Genomic DNA, 17628 nt, shown 5'->3' with positions numbered 1-17628 from the left:
GTGCGGTGTCCCTGTGGCGTTCCGGGCGCCGATGTGTCCGGAAATCGGCGCCCGGAACGATGCTCAGCCCACGCCGGCGTTGAGGAAGATCCCGCCGTCCACGACGAGCGTCTGGCCGGTGATCCACGCGGACCGCTCGGAGGTGAGGAAGTCCGTGGCACCGCCGATGTCGGAGGGCACGCCGAGCCGTGCGAGCGGGTAGGCGGCGGCCGCCTCCTCCTCGCGACCCTCGTACAGGGCCTGCGCGAACTTGGTCTTGATCACGGCCGGGGCGATGGCGTTGACCCGCACCTTCGGCGCGAACTCGTGCGCGAGCTGCTGGGTCAGGTTGATCATCGCGGCCTTGCTGACGCCGTAGGCGCCGATGAACGGCGAGGGCGCGAGGCCGGCGACCGAGGCGATGTTGACGATCGTGCCGCCGTTGTCCTTCTGCCAGGCGTGCCAGGCCTTCTGGGCGAAGCCGAGCGCGGAGATCACGTTGGTCTCGAAGACCTTGCGGGCGACGTTCAGGTCGAGGTCCGCGATCGGGCCGAAGACCGGGTTGGTGCCGGCGTTGTTGACGAGGTGGTCGAGGCGGCCGAAGGCCTCCATGGTGCGCTCGACGGCCTCGGTCTGGTGGTCGAGGTCGTGGGCCTTGCCGGCGACGCCGATGACGCGCTCGGCGCCGAGCTTCTCGACGGCCTCCTTCAGGGCGTCCTCGCTCCGGCCGGTGATGCACACGCGGTCGCCGCGGGCGACCAGTGCCTCGGCGACGCCGTAGCCGATGCCACGGCTCGCGCCCGTGACGAGGGCGACGTTGCCGGACAGCTCCGGGAGTTCAGTCATGTCCGTGTTTCCCCAGGATTCCTTAGTCGAGCGGTCCGCCGGCGACGTACAGCACCTGGCCGGAGACGAAGCCGGCCGCCTCACCGGTGAAGAAGGCGATGGCGTTGGCGATGTCCTCGGGCTCGCCGACGCGCTGGACCGGGATCGCGCCCGCGGCGGCCTTCTTGAAGTCCTCGAAGCCCATGCCGACGCGGTCGGCGGTGGCCTTGGTCATCTCGGTGGCGATGAAGCCGGGGGCGACGGCGTTGGCGGTGATGCCGAACTTGCCCAGCTCGATGGCGAGGGTCTTGGTGAAGCCCTGCAGACCGGCCTTGGCGGCGGAGTAGTTGGCCTGGCCTCGGTTGCCGAGCGCCGAGGACGAGGAGAGGTTGACCACGCGGCCGAAGCCCGCGTCCACCATGTGCTTCTGGACGGCCTTGGTCATCAGGAAGGAGCCGCGCAGGTGCACGTTCAAGACCGTGTCCCAGTCGGAGACGCTCATCTTGAACAGCAGGTTGTCCCGGAGCACGCCCGCGTTGTTGACCAGGATGGTCGGCGCGCCCAGCTCCGCGACGATCCGGGCGACCGCCGCCTCGACCTGCGCCTCGTCGGAGACGTCCGCGCCGACCGCGATCGCCTTGCCGCCCGCGGCGGTGATCTTCTCGACGGTGTCCTTGCAGGCGGCCTCGTCGAGGTCGATCACGGCGACCGCGCGGCCCTCGGCGGCCAGCCGTACGGCGGTGGCCGCGCCGATGCCGCGCGCCGCCCCGGTGACTACCGCGACCCGCTGTTCAGTGGTGGACATTGCTTCTCCTCGCCCTTGAGAGAACCTGGCGGGACCCTCGGTGAGAGAGCCCCTCATGCGGTGAGCGACCGCTTAGTACCTTCAGCACAGGTGACGCTAGAAGCCCTGGCACCCGGTGTCAACGGCACACCGGGTGCGTGTGATCCATTACCTCACCAGGAGGTCCAGCAGGCGCTCCGCTTCGGCCGCCGGGTCGGTGGTCAGGCCGGTGTGCACGGGACCGGGCTGGACGACGGTGGAACGGGGCGCGATGAGCCAGCGAAAGCGCCGCCCGGCGTCGTCCCGGGCCGCCTGCCCGGCCTGCTCGCCGCCCGCGCAGTGGCGCTCGACAGCGTCGAGCGCGGCCCGGATCCCGGCCACGTCGGCCTCTGGGTCGAGGGCGAGCAGCCGGGCCTCGTCCAGATGGGTGCGGGCGCCGACGTAGGCCCGGGCGCGGCTGTAGACGAGCACCCCGGCGTTGATGCACTCGCCGCGCTCCACGCGGGGTACGACCCGCAGCAACGCGTACTCGAACACGTCCCGGTCGCCGCCCTGGCCGGCCCGGGTGATGTGCCGCTCGGTGACATGGCCGGCCATGTGGATGTGGGTCTCGCTCACTTGCCCTCCTTCGAGCCGGAGCCGATGCCGGTGACGCGCTCGGCGATGACGGCCGCCCGCGCGAGCAGCGGCCGTGCGTAGGCCCTCCGCAGCTCGTCGGGGGTGGTGAAGCCCGGCTCGTCGGCGAGCCAGGCGTCGGGGATCTCGGCGGTGACCTCGGCCAGCAGGTCCTCGGTGACGCGGGGTGCCAGCTCGGCCGCGGCGGCGGCGACGTCCGGGGCGAAGCGGGCGAGGGCGTGGTCGCAGGCGTCGTAGGGGCGGGCCGCGGAGGCCTCTGCGGAGGGCCAGTTGTGGTGCCAGATCATGGTCGCGCCGTGGTCGATGAGCCACAGCGAGCCGCGGTGCACCAGCAGGTTGGGATTGCGCCAGGAGCGGTCCACGTTGTTGATCAGCGCGTCGAACCAGACGATCCGGCCGGCCTCCTCGGGGCTCACCGGGAAGGCGAGCGGATCGTAGCCGAGCGCGCCGGAGAGGAAGTCCATGCCGAGGTTGGTGCCGCCGCTGGACCTGAGCAGCTCCTGCACCTGCTGCTCGGGCTCGCCGAGTCCGAGGACCGGGTCGAGGCGGAGGGTCACCAGCCGGGGCATCCGGAATCCGAGGCGCCGGGCGAGTTCACCGCACACCACCTCGGCGACCAGGGTCTTGCGGCCCTGTCCGGCGCCGGTGAACTTCATGACGTAGGTCCCGAAGTCGTCGGCCTCGACGAGCCCCGGCAGCGAGCCCCCCTCGCGCAGCGGCGTGATGTAGCGGGTCGCGGTGACTTCCTTGAGCATCGCCCCAGGTTACTGGGGTACGCCCGGCGGCCCGGCGGGATGGGCCGACAGGATTCCGACAGGATCCCGACAGCTCTGGCTTACGGCCGTCTCATGCCCCGGCCGCAAGGATCTGGGTGCCCGTCTGAACGGGTGGTGCCCGAGCACCGTACCCCTGGACGGATCACGAGAAGCTCCGCGGAAGGGAAGCCCACATGAGCAGCGCATCGCACCGGCCCGCAGCGGGACCGGCCCGCCGTACCGTCGTGACGGCGGCCGGAGCGGCGGGTCTCGCCGCCGCGCTGACCGCCTGCGGTTCGGGCGACAACAACTCGTCCGACACGACCAACTCCGGTTCCGGCGCCTCCGGTTCCTCCGGTTCGACCGGCACCACGGGCACCTCCGGGACCGGTGGCTCCAGCGGAACCGGAGCGTCGCAGAACGGAGGCGGTACCGCACTCGCCAAGACCGCCGACATCCCCGAGGGCGGCGGCAAGATCTTCAAGGACCACGGCGTGGTCGTGACGCAGCCGACGGCCGGCCAGTTCAAGGCGTTCTCGGCCAAGTGCACCCACCAGGGGTGCGCGGTGGGCAGCGTGGCGAACGGCGTGATCGTCTGCCCGTGTCACAACAGCCACTTCTCCGTCACGGACGGCAGTGTGAAGCAGGGTCCCGCGACGCAGCCGCTGGCCGCCGAGAAGATCACCGTCTCCGGTGAGAACATCACGCTGGCCTGAGCCGCCTCAGCCGCGTCCGCGCGGACGCACGAGGCAGCCGAGCACCTCGTCGGTGGTCACGATCGTGGCGACCAGCGCGAGGGTGTGGCGGATCATCGCGGGGGTGTAGTCGGCGGGCACCCCCGCGACGGCGTCGGCCGGGACGACGGCGGTGTGGCCGAGGTTGACCGCGTCGAACACCGCGTTGGGTATCGCCACATTGGCGGAGACCCCGGTGACGATCACTGTGCGGCAGCCGAGATTGCGCAGCAGGGCGTCGACGCCGGTGCCGTGGATCGGGGACAGCCCGTGCAGCCGCCGTACCACGAGGTCCTCCTCGGCGACCTCGATCGGCGGTGCGACGCGGACGGCGGTGCTGCCGGTCAGCTGCTGCACCGGGAGCCGTTCGGCGGCCCGGAACAGGCGGGCGTTGCGGCTCGCACCCCGGCCGTCCGGGCGGCGCTCGGCGATCGCGTGGATCACCTGGACCCCGCTCCCGTGCGCGGCGGCGACCAGCCGGGCGACATTGCGCAGGGCGCCGGAGGAACGGGCCGCGCGGGCGAGTTCGGGCAGCGCGCTGTCCGGGCCGACGACCCCCTGCTGGCACTCCACGGTGAGCAGGACGGTGCTCGAGGGGTCGAGGAGTTCACGGAGCTGTGCGTGCGACGGCATACCCATTTCCTTTTCTGACGTGATGTCAGAGGATCACCGGGACACGATAGTTCGCCGACACGGCGTGGGAGAAGAGGGGGCCGCATGACCGTGACCGAGCAGCGCCGGGGCCGGAAGATCATGATGACGCCCGGTGAGCTGGACGCGTTCTTGACCGCGCAGCGCACCTGCCGGGTGGCGACCGTCTCGGCGGACGGCACGCCGCACGTCAGCGCGCTGTGGTTCGCCTGGGACGGCACCTCGCTGTGGCTGTACTCGGTGGTGCGCAGCAGGCGCTGGACGCAGCTGCGCCGCGATCCGCGGGTGGCGGTCGTGATCGACTCGGGCGAGGAGTACGACCAGTTGCGCGGGGTCGAGCTGTCCGGCCGGGTGGAGTTCGTGGGCGAGGCGCCGCGCACCGGCGAGCTGTGTGCCGAACTCGACACGGCCGAGACGCTGTTCGCGCGGAAGAACTTCGGCATGGACGAGATGCCGCACGACGGCCGGCACGCCTGGGTCCGGCTGACCCCGGAGAAGATCGTCTCCTGGGACTTCCGCAAACTGGGCGGGGCGTAGGCCCTGTCGTCAATTCCCGCCTGCCCCACGACGCCTGGCACGCACTCAGCCCACCGACCGTGCCGCCGTGCGCAGGGCCTCGACCGCCGCGCGGATCGAGGGCCTGCGGTCGGCGTCTGCCCGCCAGACGACGTACACGTGACGGCGGGCGCGCTGGCTGAGCGGGATCATCACCACGCCCTCGGGCACCGGGTGGCGGCCCAGCAGCGGCGCGATGCAGACACCCAGCCCGGAGGCGACCAGGCCGAGTTGGGTGTGGGTCTCGCTGGCCCGGTGGCCGACGATCGGCTCGATGCCCTTGGAGCGCAGCGTGAACATGAGCCACTCGTGGCAGAACTCACCCTCGCCCCAGGTGATCCACTCGTCCTCGGCGAACTCGGCGAGGTCCACCTCGTCCCGGTCGGCCAGCCGGTGCCCGACGGGCAGGGCGACATCGGCCGGGTCGTCCAGCAGGGGTGCCTTGACCAGGCCCTCGGGCACCGGCATCGGCTTGTTGTACCAGTCCAGGACCACCGCGAGGTCGAGGTCGCCGCGGACGATCCCGGCGATGCCCTGCTCCGGCTCCAGCTCGCTGGAGCGCACGCGCAGTCCCGGGTGCTGTCCGCGCAGCGCGCCGAGCGCGGCCGGGAAGAGTCCGCGGGCCGCGGTGGGGAAGGCGGCCAGCCGCAGTTCGCCCACGACCTGTCCGCGGTGCGCCTCCAGATCGGACTCAGCCAGTTCCACCTGGGAGAGGATCCGCGCGGCATGCTCCGACAGCAGCCGGCCGGCGTCCGTCAGCCGCACGCCCCGGCCGTTCTTGGCGAGGAGCTGCTGGCCGATCTCCCGCTCGAGCTTGCCCAGTTGCTGCGAGACTGCGGACGTCGTCACGTGCAGCGCGTCCGCGGCGGCGCTGACCGAGCCGTGCCGGGCGAGGGCGTCGAGGGTGCGCAGGCGCTCCAGATTCAACATGTAAGTGATTCTAAGAGGTACCGGGTGAGAAATCTCGATTGTGCTACGAGATTGTCTCCAGCATCGTTGACGTCATGAGCACGGTCACCACATCCCGGACCCAGTCCCCCGCTCCCGCCGCCGCCCCCGCCCGGCCCCGGGCCCGCCTCGACTGGCGGCTGCGCTTCGGCGCGCTGTCGCTGATCTGGGGCTTCAGCTTCCTGTTGATCAAGGTGGGCACCGACGGGTACGCGCCCTTCCAGGTCACCCTCGGGCGCCTGGCGTTCGGTACGGCGGTACTGGCGGCGGCGATGGCGGTCAAGCGGGAGCGGCTGCCGCGCGGCGCCCGGCTGTGGGGCCACATGGCGGTCGCCGCGTTCTTCCTGAACGCCCTGCCGTTCTCGCTCTTCGCCTACTCCGAGCTGACGATCCCGTCCACACTGGCCGGCATCTGCAACGCCACCTCTCCCCTGTGGGGCATGGCCCTGTCCCTGGTCGCGCTGTCCGAGGACCGGCCGAGCCGGGTCCGCGTGGCCGGCCTCGGCCTGGGCTTCCTCGGGGTGCTGACCGTGCTGGGCGCGTGGCAGGGCTTCCATGGGCTGGACGCCACGGGCACGACGATGGCGCTGCTGGCGTCGATGAGCTATGCGGTGGGCTGGATCTACGTCCGCCGCACGCTCGCCGGGTCAGGCAACTCCCACCTGTCGATGACGGGGGCACAGCTGCTGCTGGCGACGCTCCAACTCGCCGTCGTGACACCGCTGTTCGCCGGGTTCCCGACACACCTCTCGCCGGTGCCGCTGCTCGCGATCGCCGCGCTCGGGGCGCTGGGGACCGGACTGGCGGTGCTGATCCAGTACGGGCTGGTCGCGGAGGTCGGTCCGACGACCGCGCAGATGGTCACCTACTTCATCCCGGTCATCGCCACCGCCGCCGGCGTGGCGATCCTCGGGGAGTCGCTGCACTGGAACACACCGGTGGGAGCGGTGATCGTGCTGGCCGGGGCCGCGCTGACCCAGGTGCGGCGCAAGGGCGCGTAGCGGGTCGCGGGGCCTGGACGGCGCTCCCTGCGGGCTTGGACCCCCTCACGGGAGCCCGTGAACGCCTCCCGGTCCGGCGCCTGTTCGACGACGGACCGGCCCTCGCGTGACACCACGGCGGCGATCCCGTCGGCCACCTCGAGCGCGGCCTGCGGCACCCGGCACGCGGGCAGGGGCCGTCACCGCCCTGCCGGCCGGGGCCCCGGCCGGTCGCACGCCCGCGAACTGCCGCTGCCCGGAGGGCTGGTGAGCGGGCGGCGGATCGCTGCCCCGGGCAAGGCCAGGGCCAAGGGCAGGGCCAGGGCCAGGGCCAGTCCGGCACCCACCGCGCTCCGCCGGTTCAGGGCACACCGTTCAACGGCCCCGCGTTCGCGGCCACTTCGCGTCCCGGCGTCATGACACGTCTCCGGCTTCGACCGGGCCCGGTGACGCGGTGCGGTCAGCGGTAGACGCGGGCCGGTGACGGCCGTACCGCTGCCGCCACCGCGTCCGCCAGGGGGTCGATGTCCTGTTCGGTGAGCAGTGAGACCGTGATGCGGACGGCCGGGGGGCTGCTCAGGCGGAAGCGGGCGCCCGGCGCGACCGCCCAGCCCGACTGGAGGAGGCGGGCCACCACGGCCGTCTCGTCGGGGACCGGGATCCAGACGTTCATGCCGCTGCGGCCACGGCCGACGACCCCGCGGTCCGCCAGGGCCTCGAGCAGCGCGTCCCTGCGCGACCCGTACGACCGCGCCACCGCCGCCCGGTCCACCGCGCCCTCCCGCCACAGCCGGACCACGGCCCGCTGCAGCAGCAGGCTCACCCAGCCCGGTCCCAGGCTCTGCCGGCCGCGCACCCGGTCGACGGTGACCGGGTCGCCGGCGAGGACGGCCACGCGCAGGTCGGGGCCGTAGGCCTTGGAGACGGAGCGGACGAGGGCCCAGTGGTGGGTGTCGCCCGCCAGAGGATGCAACGGCAGGTCGACGATGCCGTGGCCGTGGTCGTCCTCGACCAGCAGGGTTCCCGGGTGGTCACGCAGGACCGTGCGCAGGGCACGCGCGCGTGTCGCGCTCACCGAGGCGCCGGTCGGGTTCTGGGCGCGGTCGGTGACGATCAGGGCCCGGGCCCCGGACTCCAGGGCGCGGCGCAGGTCGTCGGCGCGCGGTCCGTCGTCGTCCACGCCGACCGGGAGCGTGCGCAGGCCCAGCGCGGGGACCAGGTCGAGGACGCTGCCCCAGCCGGGGTCCTCCACGGCCACGGCGTCACCCGGCCTGAGGTGCGCGGTGAGGACGCGCTCGATGGCGTCGAGGGAGCCGGACGTCACGGCGAGCGGCCCCGCGGGGACGCCGTCGGCGTCGAGGTCGGCGCGGGCGATGCGGAGGAGATCCGCGTCGACGGGGTCGTCGCCGTAGCGCACGGGCCGCCGGTCGCCCTCCTCGGCCGCCTCGGCGAGAGCCGGGGCGAGAGCGGGCAGCAGGGCCGGATCGGGGTTGCCCGTGGCCAGGTCGCGGCCTCCCGCGGGGATCTCCACGCCCAGTTCCTCGCGCGCGGTGGTGGCCGGCTTGGACCGGACACGGCTGCCCCGGCGGCCGGCCGTCTCGATCACCCCGCGCTCGCGCAGGGTGCGGTAGGCGGCCGCGACCGTATTGGGATTCACCCCCAGCCGGACCGCCAACTCCCGCATGGGAGGCAGGGATTGACCCGGCTGCAGCTCACCGGCGCCGACCGCCCGCTCGACGCTGGCCGCGATCTCTGCTGCGCCACGCCCTTTGATGGGATACTCTCCTAGCACAAAGGACATTATGCACTAGTGCAAGACCGGAGCGAACCGGCTCGCCGAAGTTCGTCAGCGCCCGCCATCGCTCGTCATCGCGCGTCATTGCTCGTCATTGCTCGCCAGGAGGAACCGTCATGCAGGGGACGACCGAGGAATCCCAGGCCGCCGCCTACACCCCGACCGACCGCACCGTGCCCACGCGCTCCGCGAACCGGGCGGCGTACGACAAGGAGGTGGTGCACGCGATACTCGACGAGGGGTACGTCTGCCACCTCGGCTTCGTCAGGGACGGCGCCCCGGTGGTGCTGCCGACGCTGTACGGCCGGGTCGGCGAGCGGCTCTACGTCCACGGCTCCACCGGTTCCCGTCCGCTGCGGATGACCGGCGAGACCGACCCGGGGCTGCCGGTGTGCCTGACCGTCACCCATGTGGACGGGCTGGTGCTGGCCCGCTCCGCCTTCCACCACTCGATCAACTACCGCTCCGTGGTGGTGCACGGCGTCGCGCACGAGGTCACCGACCCCGAGGAGCGGCGGCTGGCCCTCGACGCGCTGGTGAACCACGTCGTACCGGGCCGCGCCGCCGACTCCCGGCCCGCGAACAAGAAGGAGCTGGCCGCCACCGCGGTGATCCGGCTGGACCTGGACGAGGTCTCGGCCAAGATCCGCACCGGCGGCGCGAACGACGAGCCCGAGGACCTGTCGCTGCCGCACTGGGCCGGGGTCGTCCCGCTCCGCAAGGGCTACGACACCCCGGTCCGCAACGCCGACCTGGCCCCCGGCATCGAACTGCCGGACTACCTCACGACGTAGCAGGTCGTTCCGGCGCCGCACCGCCCCGGCCGGGCGGTCACACCGGGACCGGCTCCTCGCCGCCGGCCGCGCGGGCCTCGCTCACCGCCAGGCCCGCGACCGCCGCGAGCATCAGCAGGGCGCCGGCCGCGGTGGCCGCCGTGAGCCGCTCGCCGAGCAGCACCACGGCGAGCACGGCCGCGGTCACCGGCTCCAGCAGCATGACCACGGAGACGGTGGCCGACCGCACGACGGCCGCCCCCGCGAAGTACAGGGCGTATGCGAGAGCCGTGGGCACGGCGGCGGTGTAGAGCAGGAGCCACAGCAGCCGGGCCGGGTGGGCGGTGTGCGGGAGCAGCCCCTCGTGCAGGGCGAAGGGCAGCAGGCACAGGCTGGTCACCGCGAAGGTCCACACGGTGGTGTCGGAGGCGTCGGCGCCGCCGTCCCTCCCCCACCAGCGGATCAGCAGGGTCATGACGCCGTAACCCGCGGCCGACAGCAGCGCCAGCAGCACGCCCGCCGGACGGACGGTCGCGGCCGGGCCGCCGAGGGTCAGCACGGCCAGCCCGGCGAGCGCACCGGCGACCGACAGGACACCGCCGGCGCCGAGCCGCTCCCCGAGCAGGAGCCGCGCGCCGAGCGCGATCAGCACGGGGCCCGCGCCGAGGGTGACGACCGTGGCCACGGCGAGCCCCGTCGACTCCACGGCCGCGAAGTAGGCGGTCTGGAACACGGCGAGGCCGAGGCCGGTGGCGACGGCCCGGGCCGCCCTGCGCGGCAGCGGTTCGGTCACGGCCGGGCGAGGGCGCGGGCGCAGCCCCCGGCCGGCCAGCAGCAGGACGAGCCCCAGCGCGCAGCGCCAGAAGGAGAGGCTCAGGGCGCCCATGTCGCTGGTCCGGTAGACCAGTGAGGCGGCGGCGCCCGCGGTGCCCCAGGTGGCACCGGTGACGATCAGATAGAGCAGGCCACGCCCCACGGGCAGGCCGGAAACAGCGTTCGACAAGAGAATCTCCGCAGAAACGCACCGATGGGTGCGGAAGTTCGAGAGCGACCCGCGGGAGCGGGGCGCGCGGACTTCATCTGCGGGCAGCACCGTCCGGCCCGGCGCAACAGCGCCGGGCGGGTGTCCCGGAGGCCCGCCTCAGGCGGCCGGGGGCGGAAGAACGAGCGTGGACGGCATGACGAGCACCTTAGGCGGATGCCCCGGGCGTCGACAACTCCCGTTCCGGGCCGCCCGAGGCGACCGGCTCGGCGGACCCCTTGACGGGCGTGGCGGACTGGGCGATGAACGCGCCGGCCAGGACGACCGCGCCGCCGGCGATCTGCGGCGCCGAGAGGTGCTCGCCGAGCAGCACCCAGGCCAGCACGGTCGCGATGACCGCCTCCAGGCAGGCGACGACACCGGCGACCTGCGGCGACAGCCGCCGTACCGAGAGCACGCCGGTGACGTACGCGACGACCGTGGCGATCAGCACGATCCAGGCCAGCAGGGCGACGGCGGGCACGGTGGTGCCGTTCAGCTGCGCGGAGCCGGCCAGCACCGACCAGCGCATGCTCCAGGGGCGGGCCACCACGGTCAGGACGGCGGAGCCGACGAGCAGGCCGTACGCGATGACGCCGAGCGGGTCCGGCGCCTCCTCGCCCGCGTCGCTGCCCTGGTCGGCCAGGACGAAGTAGCCGACCTGGCAGCAGGCGGCGCACAGGGCGAGCAGCAGGCCGAGCGCGTCGAAGCTCAGCCCCGACCAGACCTCCACGACACAGGAGAGACCGCCGGCCGCGAGGACCACGCCGAGTGCGGCGGCACGGGAGACCGGCCGCCGCTGCACGAACCGCACCCAGCCCAGCACCAGCGCGGGGGCCAGGTACTCGATGAGCAGGGCCACGCCCACCGGGATGCGGGAGAGCGCGGCGAAGTAGCAGGCCTGGACACCGGCGACGCCGAGCAGCCCGAACCCGGCGAGCAGTGCCGGGCGGCGGCGCAGCAGGGACCGGTGCCGTACGGCGAGCGGCAGCATGACCAGGGCGGCGCCGGTCGCCCGCAGCCACACCACGTGCAGCGGTGCGAGTCCCGCCTCGATCAGCGGTTTCGCGGCCACTCCGGACCCGCCGAAGGCGAGGGCCGACGCGAGCGCGAGACCGAGCCCGGCGCCCTTGCCGCGGCTGCCTTGACTGCTCTCAGACATATGCACCGGCACATGATGACAGGCGACGACATGAGCGTCACGCCCTTTGACACCTGTCTCAGCGGATGGACGCGCGAGGCGCCGCGGCGCTCGCGAGCGACGCCCGGAGGTGGGCCGCCCGGGCGGAGACACCTGGGGCTTCGGCGCCGGGGCAGGCACGCCCGGGGCGCCAGGCATCGAGAGAGGTAGGCGGGGCAGGGAATACCCGGGCGACAGCTGCCGCGGCAGGGCGCGCCGGGGAGTCAGCAGCTCGCGCCGCTGTCCCCTGCGTACTCCTCGGTGCCGGTCTCGAGGCGGGCGTCGAGGATGCGGGTGTTGAGGTCGCGGGCGGGGATCCCGGCGCGCTCGAGGACCTCCACGGCCCGGGAGCCGGGATCCTCGGTGAGCGCGGCGAGCAGATCGGTGCCGGCGACGCGGGACCCGCCCCGCCGCCGGGCGTGCTCACGGGCCGCGGCCATGGCGGCGGCCGCGGCGGGCGACCAGCCGGGGGCGTCCCTGGCATCCCGTACCGCGGGGCCGGCCGGGGCGGGTACGACGGCGATCGCGCCGGAGTCCTCCACGCTGCTCTGCCAGCGCAGTCCGTAGCCGATGCTGCGCTGCACGAGATAGCCGAAGAGCCGGGCGAGCCGCTGCGGGCCGCCGACGGCGGCCCGGCACTGCGGGTCGTGCTCCAGGAGGGAGTGCAGCAGATGGGCGGTGTCGATCTGGCGGTCCCCGTCCCGCACGGCCCTGCGGCGGGCACCGGCGAGCATCGCTGCCAGCTCGGCGCCGAGCGCGGCATCGTCGTCCATGTGCGGAACCGCCTCGCCATGGGAGGTGCCGCGGGCAGTACGGGGTTGCACAACCCCTACCCCATCAGCCCCAACGATCCGAGTCATCCGCGAGCGGAACCATCTTCGCGTCCCACACAGAGTGGACATCGCCGATCGGAATCTCATCCTTGCGGAGGAGATTCGGCCCCACGCGGGGCACCTGTTCGGCGCGGCCCCGATATGACGGGCCGGCTGAACCCATTCCTGACAGTTCATCAGTATTGAACATTGCGGCCCCTGCGGCTACGTTCCGCGACACCGTAGCCCGACATGAAGGGGTGGTCGCATGGCCGAAGTCAGCGCCGAGGCACGCATCCAGGCACCGGCCGAGAAGGTCTGGGCGAAACTCACCGACTGGCCGGCGTACGGAGAGTGGAACGCGACCCACACCAGCTTCCCGAAGGGCGGCCCGGAGACCCTGGCGGTGGGCGGGACCTTCCAGGAGAACATGAAGCTGATGGGCTTTCCGGCGGAGGTCGAGTGGACCATCGAGGAGCTGGAGCCGGCCCGGGTGTTCGCCATTCGCGGCAAGGGGCCCATGGCGGTGAACGTCGCCACGCGCTACACCCTCAGCCCGGAGGGGGACGCCACGACGGTCCGCATCGACGGCGAGTTCACGGGTGCCGCCGTCTCCCTCATGGCGGGCAAGCTCAAGGACTCGGCGACGGCCGCTCTGGGCGAGTCGCTGCGCAAGCTGGCCGGGCTGGTGACCTGAGGGACGGACGCGTGAAGGCGCCCCGCGGACGGTCCACGGGGCGCCTTCCGCACGGCGGGGAGGCCGCCGGTCCTCGTCAGTGCTCGTCGGCGAGGATCAGGTACAGCTTCTTGCGGGCGTCGTTGATGACGGCCAGCGCCTTCTCGCGCTGCTCCTTGCTGCCGGTCTTCCAGACCTGGCTGAAGGCCTCCATCAGACCGAAGCCGGCCTGGCGGATCTCACCGAGAGCCTCCCAGTCGACTCCGCGCGAGGCCTCCTCCCAAGGGGCGTCCGGTCCCGCGTCGGCGGCGGTACGTCCGTCCTCGGTGAGCGCGAACAGCTTCTTGCCGCCCTCGCTCTCACTGGCGATCAGACCCTCGTCCTCCAGCAGCTGGAGCGTGGGGTAGACCGAGCCGGGGCTGGGCTTCCACGCGCCGCCGCTGCGTTCGGCGATCTCCTGGATCATCTCGTAGCCGTGCATGGGCCGGTCCTTGAGCAGGGCCAGGATCGAGGCCCGCACGTCACCGCGCCGTGCCCGCCCCCTCGGCCCGCCGCGCCCCCGGGGTCCCCAGGGGCCGGGTCCGAAACCGGGCCCGCCGGGACCGAATCCCGGCCCACCCGGCCCACCCGGACCGAAGGGCCCGAAAGCGGCCCGGAGGCCGTCGAACCCGCCCATGCCCCGGTGGCCGGGGCCCTCGTGCCGATGTCCACGCTCGAATCCGTGGCTGCGCATCGCGATCACTCCATTCCATCGATGATCTGTCACGTCCGCATCGCGTATCATTCGCGATGGCTCAACGATATATCGGAACCGATCGCATGGCAATCCCCTTCCGGTGAGGGGGGCGTTGCGAGATGCGGGCCGGGGCCGGGCCCGGCTTCCGGTCAACCTGCCTGTTCGGCGGGCCGGTTGTGCAGATCCACCAGCGCGCGCACCAGAGGCGGCAGCCAGTCCTCGCCCGACGCGTGGCGGTCGGCGAGCCGCTCGATGACGTCGGCGGGCGTGGGGCGGCTCGCGGGACGGTGGTCTAGGCAGCGGGTGACGATGCCGGACAGGCGGGACGGCAACAGGCCGAGGGCGGAGTCGAGGGACTCGCCGTCCGCGGGCACGGCCCCGGCGGCGTGGCAGAGCACCATGCCGAAGGCGTAGAGGTCGGCGGCGAAGGTGACCGGCGCGCCGGTGAGCAGCTCGGGGGCGAGGAAGCCCCGCGAGCCGACGACGTGATCGGTGCGGGTGAGGACGGTGCCGTCGAGGGCCCGGGCGATGCCGAAGTCGATGACCCGCGGCCCGGCGTCGGAAAGGACGATGTTGCCGGGCTTGAGGTCCCGGTGGACGATGCCGCAGCGATGAATGCCCTCGAGGGCTTCGGCGATGCCGACGGCCAGCGCCTGGACGGTCTTGGCGGGCAGGGCCCCGTACCGGCTCAGGACGTCGTGCAGCGACGGGCCGGGAATGTACTCGGTGACCAGCCAGGGCGGGTCACCGTGGGCATCGGCGTCGACCACGGACGCGGTGTGGGAGCCGCCGACCTTGCGCGCGGCACTGATCTCACGGGCGAAACGCTGACGGAACGAGGGATCGGCGGCCAGCTGGCGCTGGATGACCTTGACCGCGACCAGGCGCCCGTCCGGAGCGTGCCCGAGATAGACCGTACCCATCCCGCCCTGGCCCAGCCTGGCCGTCAGCCGGTAGTGATCGACACGGCGCGGATCGTCCTCCTGCAACGGCCGGTGCGCGGGCAGGAAGTCCCCGTGTGCGGCCTCGAGGACCTGATGGCGCCTGGCGCGAGGGGCCTGTGGCCGCGGCGCCCGCGGGTCCTGGGCGGAGGAGGACGGTTGCATCCTCTTGAGTTCCAGGCGGTTGACGCGGATGCCCCACTTGCCGGTCGCCGCGTCGAGGACGCCGCGCAGGGCCGCGTTGATCTCCTCGCGGGAGGACAGGGCGCGCTCGAGGTCCAGGCCACTGAGGATGGTGCGCAGCGTGGTGACCGTCAGCTGCTCGATCGCCTGGATGTAGCTGGCGACTTCGTAGGTGGCCGCGCGGGCGTCCGTCACCTGGTAGTAGATGACCGTGTCGAGGTCGACGACCACGCCGTCCTGGGTGATCACCGGCTGGGGCGGGAACGGCACGACCTGTTCGCGCAGGTCGATGCGGTTGCGGATGGTGTCGACGAACGGGACGACGATGTTCAGGCCCGGGTTCAGCGTCCGTGTGTAGCGGCCGAAGCGCTCGACGACGGCGGCGCCGGCCTCCGGGATGACGTGGACGGCCTTCACCAGGGTGATGAGGACCAGCGGCACCAGAACGACCAGGACGATGATGACCGGCTCCATCGCTGCTCCCCCTGCCCGTCAGGCCCCAGCGATCCCACAAGGCGACTTGCAGTATGCCGTACTCGACTCACGTGCGTGAGTGGTCGACATGCTTCGCGGACGCACCGGCCGGCGCCGTCCGTGCGCCACGACGGAAAACGGGCCAGGACTCGCGGATTGGCCTTGCCCCCGCGCCCGGCGCGGCGGCTAGTGCCCCGGCAGGCAACGTTTGCCCGTCAAGGAGCGGCGTCCGGTGCGTGCTCTCGGTGCGCCGGCCGGATGCCCTCGTACTGGACGTACTTGGGCTTCCGGGCGATGCGGCGAGTGGGGGCACCTCCCGGCCGAAGGCTGGGGGAGCGTGCCGGGCGTCGCGACGGGGCGAAGATTGCCTGTTGGGGCACTAGCGTCGGCGCCATGCGTATTCGAATCGTGGACGCCTTCACCGACCGCCCCTTCGCGGGCAACCCGGCCGGAGTCCTGCTCCTGGACGACACCTTCCCGGACGACGGCCGGCTGCAGAACATCGCCATGGAGGTCAACCACGCCGAGACGGCCTTCACGCACCGGCTGCCCGGGGGCGGCGAGGCGGACTGGGCGCTGCGCTGGTTCACGCCCGTCACCGAGGTCGCGATGTGCGGGCACGCCACCCTCGCCACGGCCCACGTCCTGCACACCACCGGCGCCCACGAGGGCCCGGTGCGGTTCGCCACCCGCAGCGGTGTCCTCATCGCCACGCCCGACGCGGACGGCTCGATCACGCTGGACTTCCCGACCGCCCCGCTCACCGCGGCCGACGTACCCGACGGGATCGCCGAGGCGCTCGGTGCGGAGCCGATGGCCGCCTTCGACACCGGGCCGGACGTCGGTGACCTGCTGGTGGAGCTGGCCGACGAGAAGACCGTGCTCGGCCTGTCCCCCGACCACAAGGCCCTGGCCGGCCACTCCAGCCGCGGCATCATCGCCACCGCCCGCGCCGAGGACGCCTCCCGCGGCTACGACTTCGTCTCCCGCTGCTTCTTCCCGAACGTCGGCATCGACGAGGACGCGGTCACCGGCTCCGCCCACACCGCGCTCGCCCCGCACTGGTCCGGCCGGCTCGGCCGCGACGACCTCACCGGGCTCCAGGCCTCCCGGCGCACCGGGCTGGTCCGCACCGCCCTGCGCGGCGAGCGCACCCTGCTCACCGGCCGTGCGGTCACGGTCATCGAGGGCGAGCTGCGGGCCTGACGTCGCCTCGGGGCCGTCGGCAGCACTCAGAACCCGGTCCGCTCTCAGGCCGTCGGCAGCCAGCCCACCTTGCCCGCGAGGAGGGCGTAGCCGACGAACGCGCCGATGTCGAGCAGGGAGTGCGCGACGACCAGCGGACCGACCCGGCCCCAGCGGCGGTACAGGTACACGAACACCACGCCCATCACCATGTTGCCGACGAAGCCGCCGATGCCCTGGTAGAGGTGGTACGAACCGCGCAGGATCGCGCTGGCCACCAGCGCGGTCCCCGGGGTCCAGCCCAACTGTCCCAGCCTGCGCAGCAGATACCCGACGACGATGACCTCTTCGAGGACCGCGTTCTGCACGGCGGAAAGGATCAGCACCGGGTACTTCCACCACACGCCCGGCAGCGCCTCGGGGACGACCGTGAGATTGAAGCCGAGCCCGCGGGCGGCCAGGTAGAAGGCGATGCCGGTGCTGCCGATCACCGCCGCTGTCCCGGCGCCGCGGGCCAGGTCGGGCCACGGCCTGGTGCGGTCGAAGCCGAGCGTGCGCAGGCTTTTGCCCTCGCGCAGCAGCAGGTGGGCGACCAGGGCCACGGGGACCAGGGCGGTCGCGATGCCGAACAGCTGCCAGGCGAGGTCCAGCCAGGGGCGGCCCGGGGCGGCCGAGGCGTTCATGGTGGCCGCCTGGTCCTTCAGACCACCCGGCTTGGTCACCGAGCCGATAAAGCTGATCAGCGCGGACAGGCCGCTCGCCCCCAGCGAGAGCCCGAGGACGAGCAGCGTCTCGTCCCGCAGGATCCGCCGCGGGTCACGCTGCCGCGCCCCGGTCCCGGCCACCGAATCAGCCTCCACCTGCACCCCTGCCTCCCGCCGGCTCACGAGCCCCTCGGCCCACCTGTCGCCCGGCAAGGATCGCAGAAGGAGATGTGAGGACGGCGTACGCCCGGACCTCCGCCGCCACGACGCTCAGCCGCGACGGCGGTCAGTACGGCGGTCA

18 protein-coding genes and 2 pseudogenes are annotated in these 17628 nt (G+C 72.8%); 6 read left to right on the top strand and 14 right to left on the bottom strand.

The features are described 5' to 3' along the window. Positions 1-63: 63 nt before the first annotated feature. The 4 genes from A6P39_RS34385 to A6P39_RS34370 all read right to left on the bottom strand — a co-directional run bounded on the left by A6P39_RS34385 (position 64) and on the right by A6P39_RS34370 (position 2979). Positions 64-825: an SDR family oxidoreductase gene (locus A6P39_RS34385; RefSeq protein ID WP_067049392.1), complete on the bottom strand. Its 762-nt coding sequence runs from the start codon at positions 823-825 to the stop codon at positions 64-66. A gap of 22 nt (positions 826-847) precedes the next feature. Further along, on the bottom strand, positions 848-1609 hold the full coding sequence (gene fabG, locus A6P39_RS34380; protein ID WP_067049389.1) for a 3-oxoacyl-ACP reductase FabG: 762 nt from the start codon (positions 1607-1609) through the stop codon (positions 848-850). A gap of 147 nt (positions 1610-1756) precedes the next feature. Beyond that, the gene (locus A6P39_RS34375) at positions 1757-2206 is read right to left on the bottom strand and encodes a DUF3037 domain-containing protein (RefSeq protein ID WP_067049386.1); all 450 of its coding nucleotides are present in this window, start codon (positions 2204-2206) and stop codon (positions 1757-1759) included. Continuing rightward, positions 2203-2979 (bottom strand): HipA family kinase, encoded by a 777-nt coding sequence (locus A6P39_RS34370; RefSeq protein WP_067049383.1) that lies wholly within the window; start codon positions 2977-2979, stop codon positions 2203-2205. Before A6P39_RS34370 ends, A6P39_RS34375 begins: the two co-directional genes overlap by 4 nt. A gap of 194 nt (positions 2980-3173) precedes the next feature. Here A6P39_RS34370 and A6P39_RS34365 point away from each other — a divergent pair, with 194 nt between their 5' ends. Further along, positions 3174-3695 carry a Rieske (2Fe-2S) protein gene (locus tag A6P39_RS34365; protein ID WP_067049379.1) on the top strand — a complete coding sequence of 174 codons (522 nt, stop codon included), beginning with the start codon at positions 3174-3176 and terminating at the stop codon, positions 3693-3695. A gap of 6 nt (positions 3696-3701) precedes the next feature. Here A6P39_RS34365 and A6P39_RS34360 read toward each other — a convergent pair whose 3' ends face one another. After that, positions 3702-4346, bottom strand: coding sequence for a cysteine hydrolase (locus A6P39_RS34360; RefSeq protein ID WP_067049376.1), 645 nt, complete (start codon positions 4344-4346; stop codon positions 3702-3704). A gap of 84 nt (positions 4347-4430) precedes the next feature. Here A6P39_RS34360 and A6P39_RS34355 point away from each other — a divergent pair, with 84 nt between their 5' ends. Continuing rightward, complete coding sequence (locus A6P39_RS34355; protein ID WP_067049373.1) at positions 4431-4901, top strand: pyridoxamine 5'-phosphate oxidase family protein; 471 nt, start codon at positions 4431-4433, stop codon at positions 4899-4901. 45 nt (positions 4902-4946) lie between these two features. On the opposite strand, the gene A6P39_RS34350 is transcribed toward A6P39_RS34355, so the two are convergent. Then, the gene (locus A6P39_RS34350) at positions 4947-5849 is read right to left on the bottom strand and encodes a LysR family transcriptional regulator (RefSeq protein ID WP_067049370.1); all 903 of its coding nucleotides are present in this window, start codon (positions 5847-5849) and stop codon (positions 4947-4949) included. 74 nt (positions 5850-5923) lie between these two features. Between A6P39_RS34350 and A6P39_RS34345 the strand changes: the two genes are divergently transcribed. After that, positions 5924-6868 carry a DMT family transporter gene (locus A6P39_RS34345; RefSeq protein ID WP_199840868.1) on the top strand — a complete coding sequence of 315 codons (945 nt, stop codon included), beginning with the start codon at positions 5924-5926 and terminating at the stop codon, positions 6866-6868. 439 nt (positions 6869-7307) lie between these two features. On the opposite strand, the gene A6P39_RS34340 is transcribed toward A6P39_RS34345, so the two are convergent. After that, positions 7308-8639: an aminotransferase class I/II-fold pyridoxal phosphate-dependent enzyme gene (locus A6P39_RS34340; RefSeq protein ID WP_275883933.1), complete on the bottom strand. Its 1332-nt coding sequence runs from the start codon at positions 8637-8639 to the stop codon at positions 7308-7310. A gap of 119 nt (positions 8640-8758) precedes the next feature. Here A6P39_RS34340 and A6P39_RS34335 point away from each other — a divergent pair, with 119 nt between their 5' ends. Continuing rightward, on the top strand, positions 8759-9436 hold the full coding sequence (locus A6P39_RS34335) for a pyridoxamine 5'-phosphate oxidase family protein (RefSeq protein WP_067045902.1): 678 nt from the start codon (positions 8759-8761) through the stop codon (positions 9434-9436). A 37-nt stretch (positions 9437-9473) separates the two neighbouring features. Here the strand turns inward: A6P39_RS34335 and A6P39_RS34330 are convergent, their stop codons facing one another. The 3 genes from A6P39_RS34330 to A6P39_RS34320 form a co-directional block, all read right to left on the bottom strand. Further along, positions 9474-10418 (bottom strand): DMT family transporter, encoded by a 945-nt coding sequence (locus A6P39_RS34330; protein WP_067045904.1) that lies wholly within the window; start codon positions 10416-10418, stop codon positions 9474-9476. 187 nt (positions 10419-10605) lie between these two features. Further along, positions 10606-11610, bottom strand: a complete 1005-nt coding sequence (locus A6P39_RS34325; protein ID WP_067045907.1) for an EamA family transporter — start codon at positions 11608-11610, stop codon at positions 10606-10608. 230 nt (positions 11611-11840) lie between these two features. Further along, positions 11841-12389 carry a Clp protease N-terminal domain-containing protein gene (locus tag A6P39_RS34320; protein WP_234378913.1) on the bottom strand — a complete coding sequence of 183 codons (549 nt, stop codon included), beginning with the start codon at positions 12387-12389 and terminating at the stop codon, positions 11841-11843. Between the two features lie 307 nt (positions 12390-12696). Between A6P39_RS34320 and A6P39_RS34315 the strand changes: the two genes are divergently transcribed. Further along, positions 12697-13125: a type II toxin-antitoxin system Rv0910 family toxin gene (locus tag A6P39_RS34315; protein WP_067045909.1), complete on the top strand. Its 429-nt coding sequence runs from the start codon at positions 12697-12699 to the stop codon at positions 13123-13125. Positions 13126-13201: 76 nt separating this feature from the next. Here the strand turns inward: A6P39_RS34315 and A6P39_RS34310 are convergent, their stop codons facing one another. From A6P39_RS34310 to A6P39_RS45605, 3 genes and pseudogenes are all read right to left on the bottom strand, one after another. Beyond that, complete coding sequence (locus A6P39_RS34310) at positions 13202-13837, bottom strand: PadR family transcriptional regulator (RefSeq protein WP_079133391.1); 636 nt, start codon at positions 13835-13837, stop codon at positions 13202-13204. A 152-nt stretch (positions 13838-13989) separates the two neighbouring features. Continuing rightward, positions 13990-14784 (bottom strand): annotated as a pseudogene (locus A6P39_RS45610) (serine/threonine-protein kinase); the annotation flags it as partial. 78 nt (positions 14785-14862) lie between these two features. Further along, positions 14863-15438 (bottom strand): annotated as a pseudogene (locus tag A6P39_RS45605) (SPFH domain-containing protein); the annotation flags it as partial. 393 nt (positions 15439-15831) lie between these two features. Between A6P39_RS45605 and A6P39_RS34300 the strand changes: the two are divergent. After that, positions 15832-16644, top strand: a complete 813-nt coding sequence (locus tag A6P39_RS34300; RefSeq protein ID WP_067045915.1) for a PhzF family phenazine biosynthesis protein — start codon at positions 15832-15834, stop codon at positions 16642-16644. A 44-nt stretch (positions 16645-16688) separates the two neighbouring features. Here A6P39_RS34300 and A6P39_RS34295 read toward each other — a convergent pair whose 3' ends face one another. Continuing rightward, positions 16689-17489 (bottom strand): CPBP family intramembrane glutamic endopeptidase, encoded by an 801-nt coding sequence (locus A6P39_RS34295; protein WP_067045917.1) that lies wholly within the window; start codon positions 17487-17489, stop codon positions 16689-16691. Between the last annotated feature and the right edge of the window lie 139 nt (positions 17490-17628).

This window comes from Streptomyces sp. FXJ1.172 (assembly GCF_001636945.3).
In the GTDB taxonomy this organism is placed as follows: domain Bacteria; phylum Actinomycetota; class Actinomycetes; order Streptomycetales; family Streptomycetaceae; genus Streptomyces.
The sequence above is the reverse complement of the archived record's forward strand: the minus strand, read 5'-3'. Positions and strand labels throughout refer to the sequence as shown.

Coding starts and splice junctions, on each gene's coding strand:
- A6P39_RS34365 (WP_067049379.1), top strand. CDS start 3,174: ATGAGCAGCGCATCGCACCGGCCCGCAGCGGGACCGGCCCGCCGTACC.
- A6P39_RS34310 (WP_079133391.1), bottom strand. CDS start 13,837: ATGCGCAGCCACGGATTCGAGCGTGGACATCGGCACGAGGGCCCCGGC.
- A6P39_RS34320 (WP_234378913.1), bottom strand. CDS start 12,389: ATGGACGACGATGCCGCGCTCGGCGCCGAGCTGGCAGCGATGCTCGCC.
- A6P39_RS34335 (WP_067045902.1), top strand. CDS start 8,759: ATGCAGGGGACGACCGAGGAATCCCAGGCCGCCGCCTACACCCCGACC.
- A6P39_RS34355 (WP_067049373.1), top strand. CDS start 4,431: ATGACCGTGACCGAGCAGCGCCGGGGCCGGAAGATCATGATGACGCCC.
- A6P39_RS34360 (WP_067049376.1), bottom strand. CDS start 4,346: ATGCCGTCGCACGCACAGCTCCGTGAACTCCTCGACCCCTCGAGCACC.
- A6P39_RS34385 (WP_067049392.1), bottom strand. CDS start 825: ATGACTGAACTCCCGGAGCTGTCCGGCAACGTCGCCCTCGTCACGGGC.
- A6P39_RS34350 (WP_067049370.1), bottom strand. CDS start 5,849: ATGTTGAATCTGGAGCGCCTGCGCACCCTCGACGCCCTCGCCCGGCAC.
- fabG (WP_067049389.1), bottom strand. CDS start 1,609: ATGTCCACCACTGAACAGCGGGTCGCGGTAGTCACCGGGGCGGCGCGC.
- A6P39_RS34345 (WP_199840868.1), top strand. CDS start 5,924: ATGAGCACGGTCACCACATCCCGGACCCAGTCCCCCGCTCCCGCCGCC.
- A6P39_RS34370 (WP_067049383.1), bottom strand. CDS start 2,979: ATGCTCAAGGAAGTCACCGCGACCCGCTACATCACGCCGCTGCGCGAG.
- A6P39_RS34315 (WP_067045909.1), top strand. CDS start 12,697: ATGGCCGAAGTCAGCGCCGAGGCACGCATCCAGGCACCGGCCGAGAAG.
- A6P39_RS34300 (WP_067045915.1), top strand. CDS start 15,832: ATGCGTATTCGAATCGTGGACGCCTTCACCGACCGCCCCTTCGCGGGC.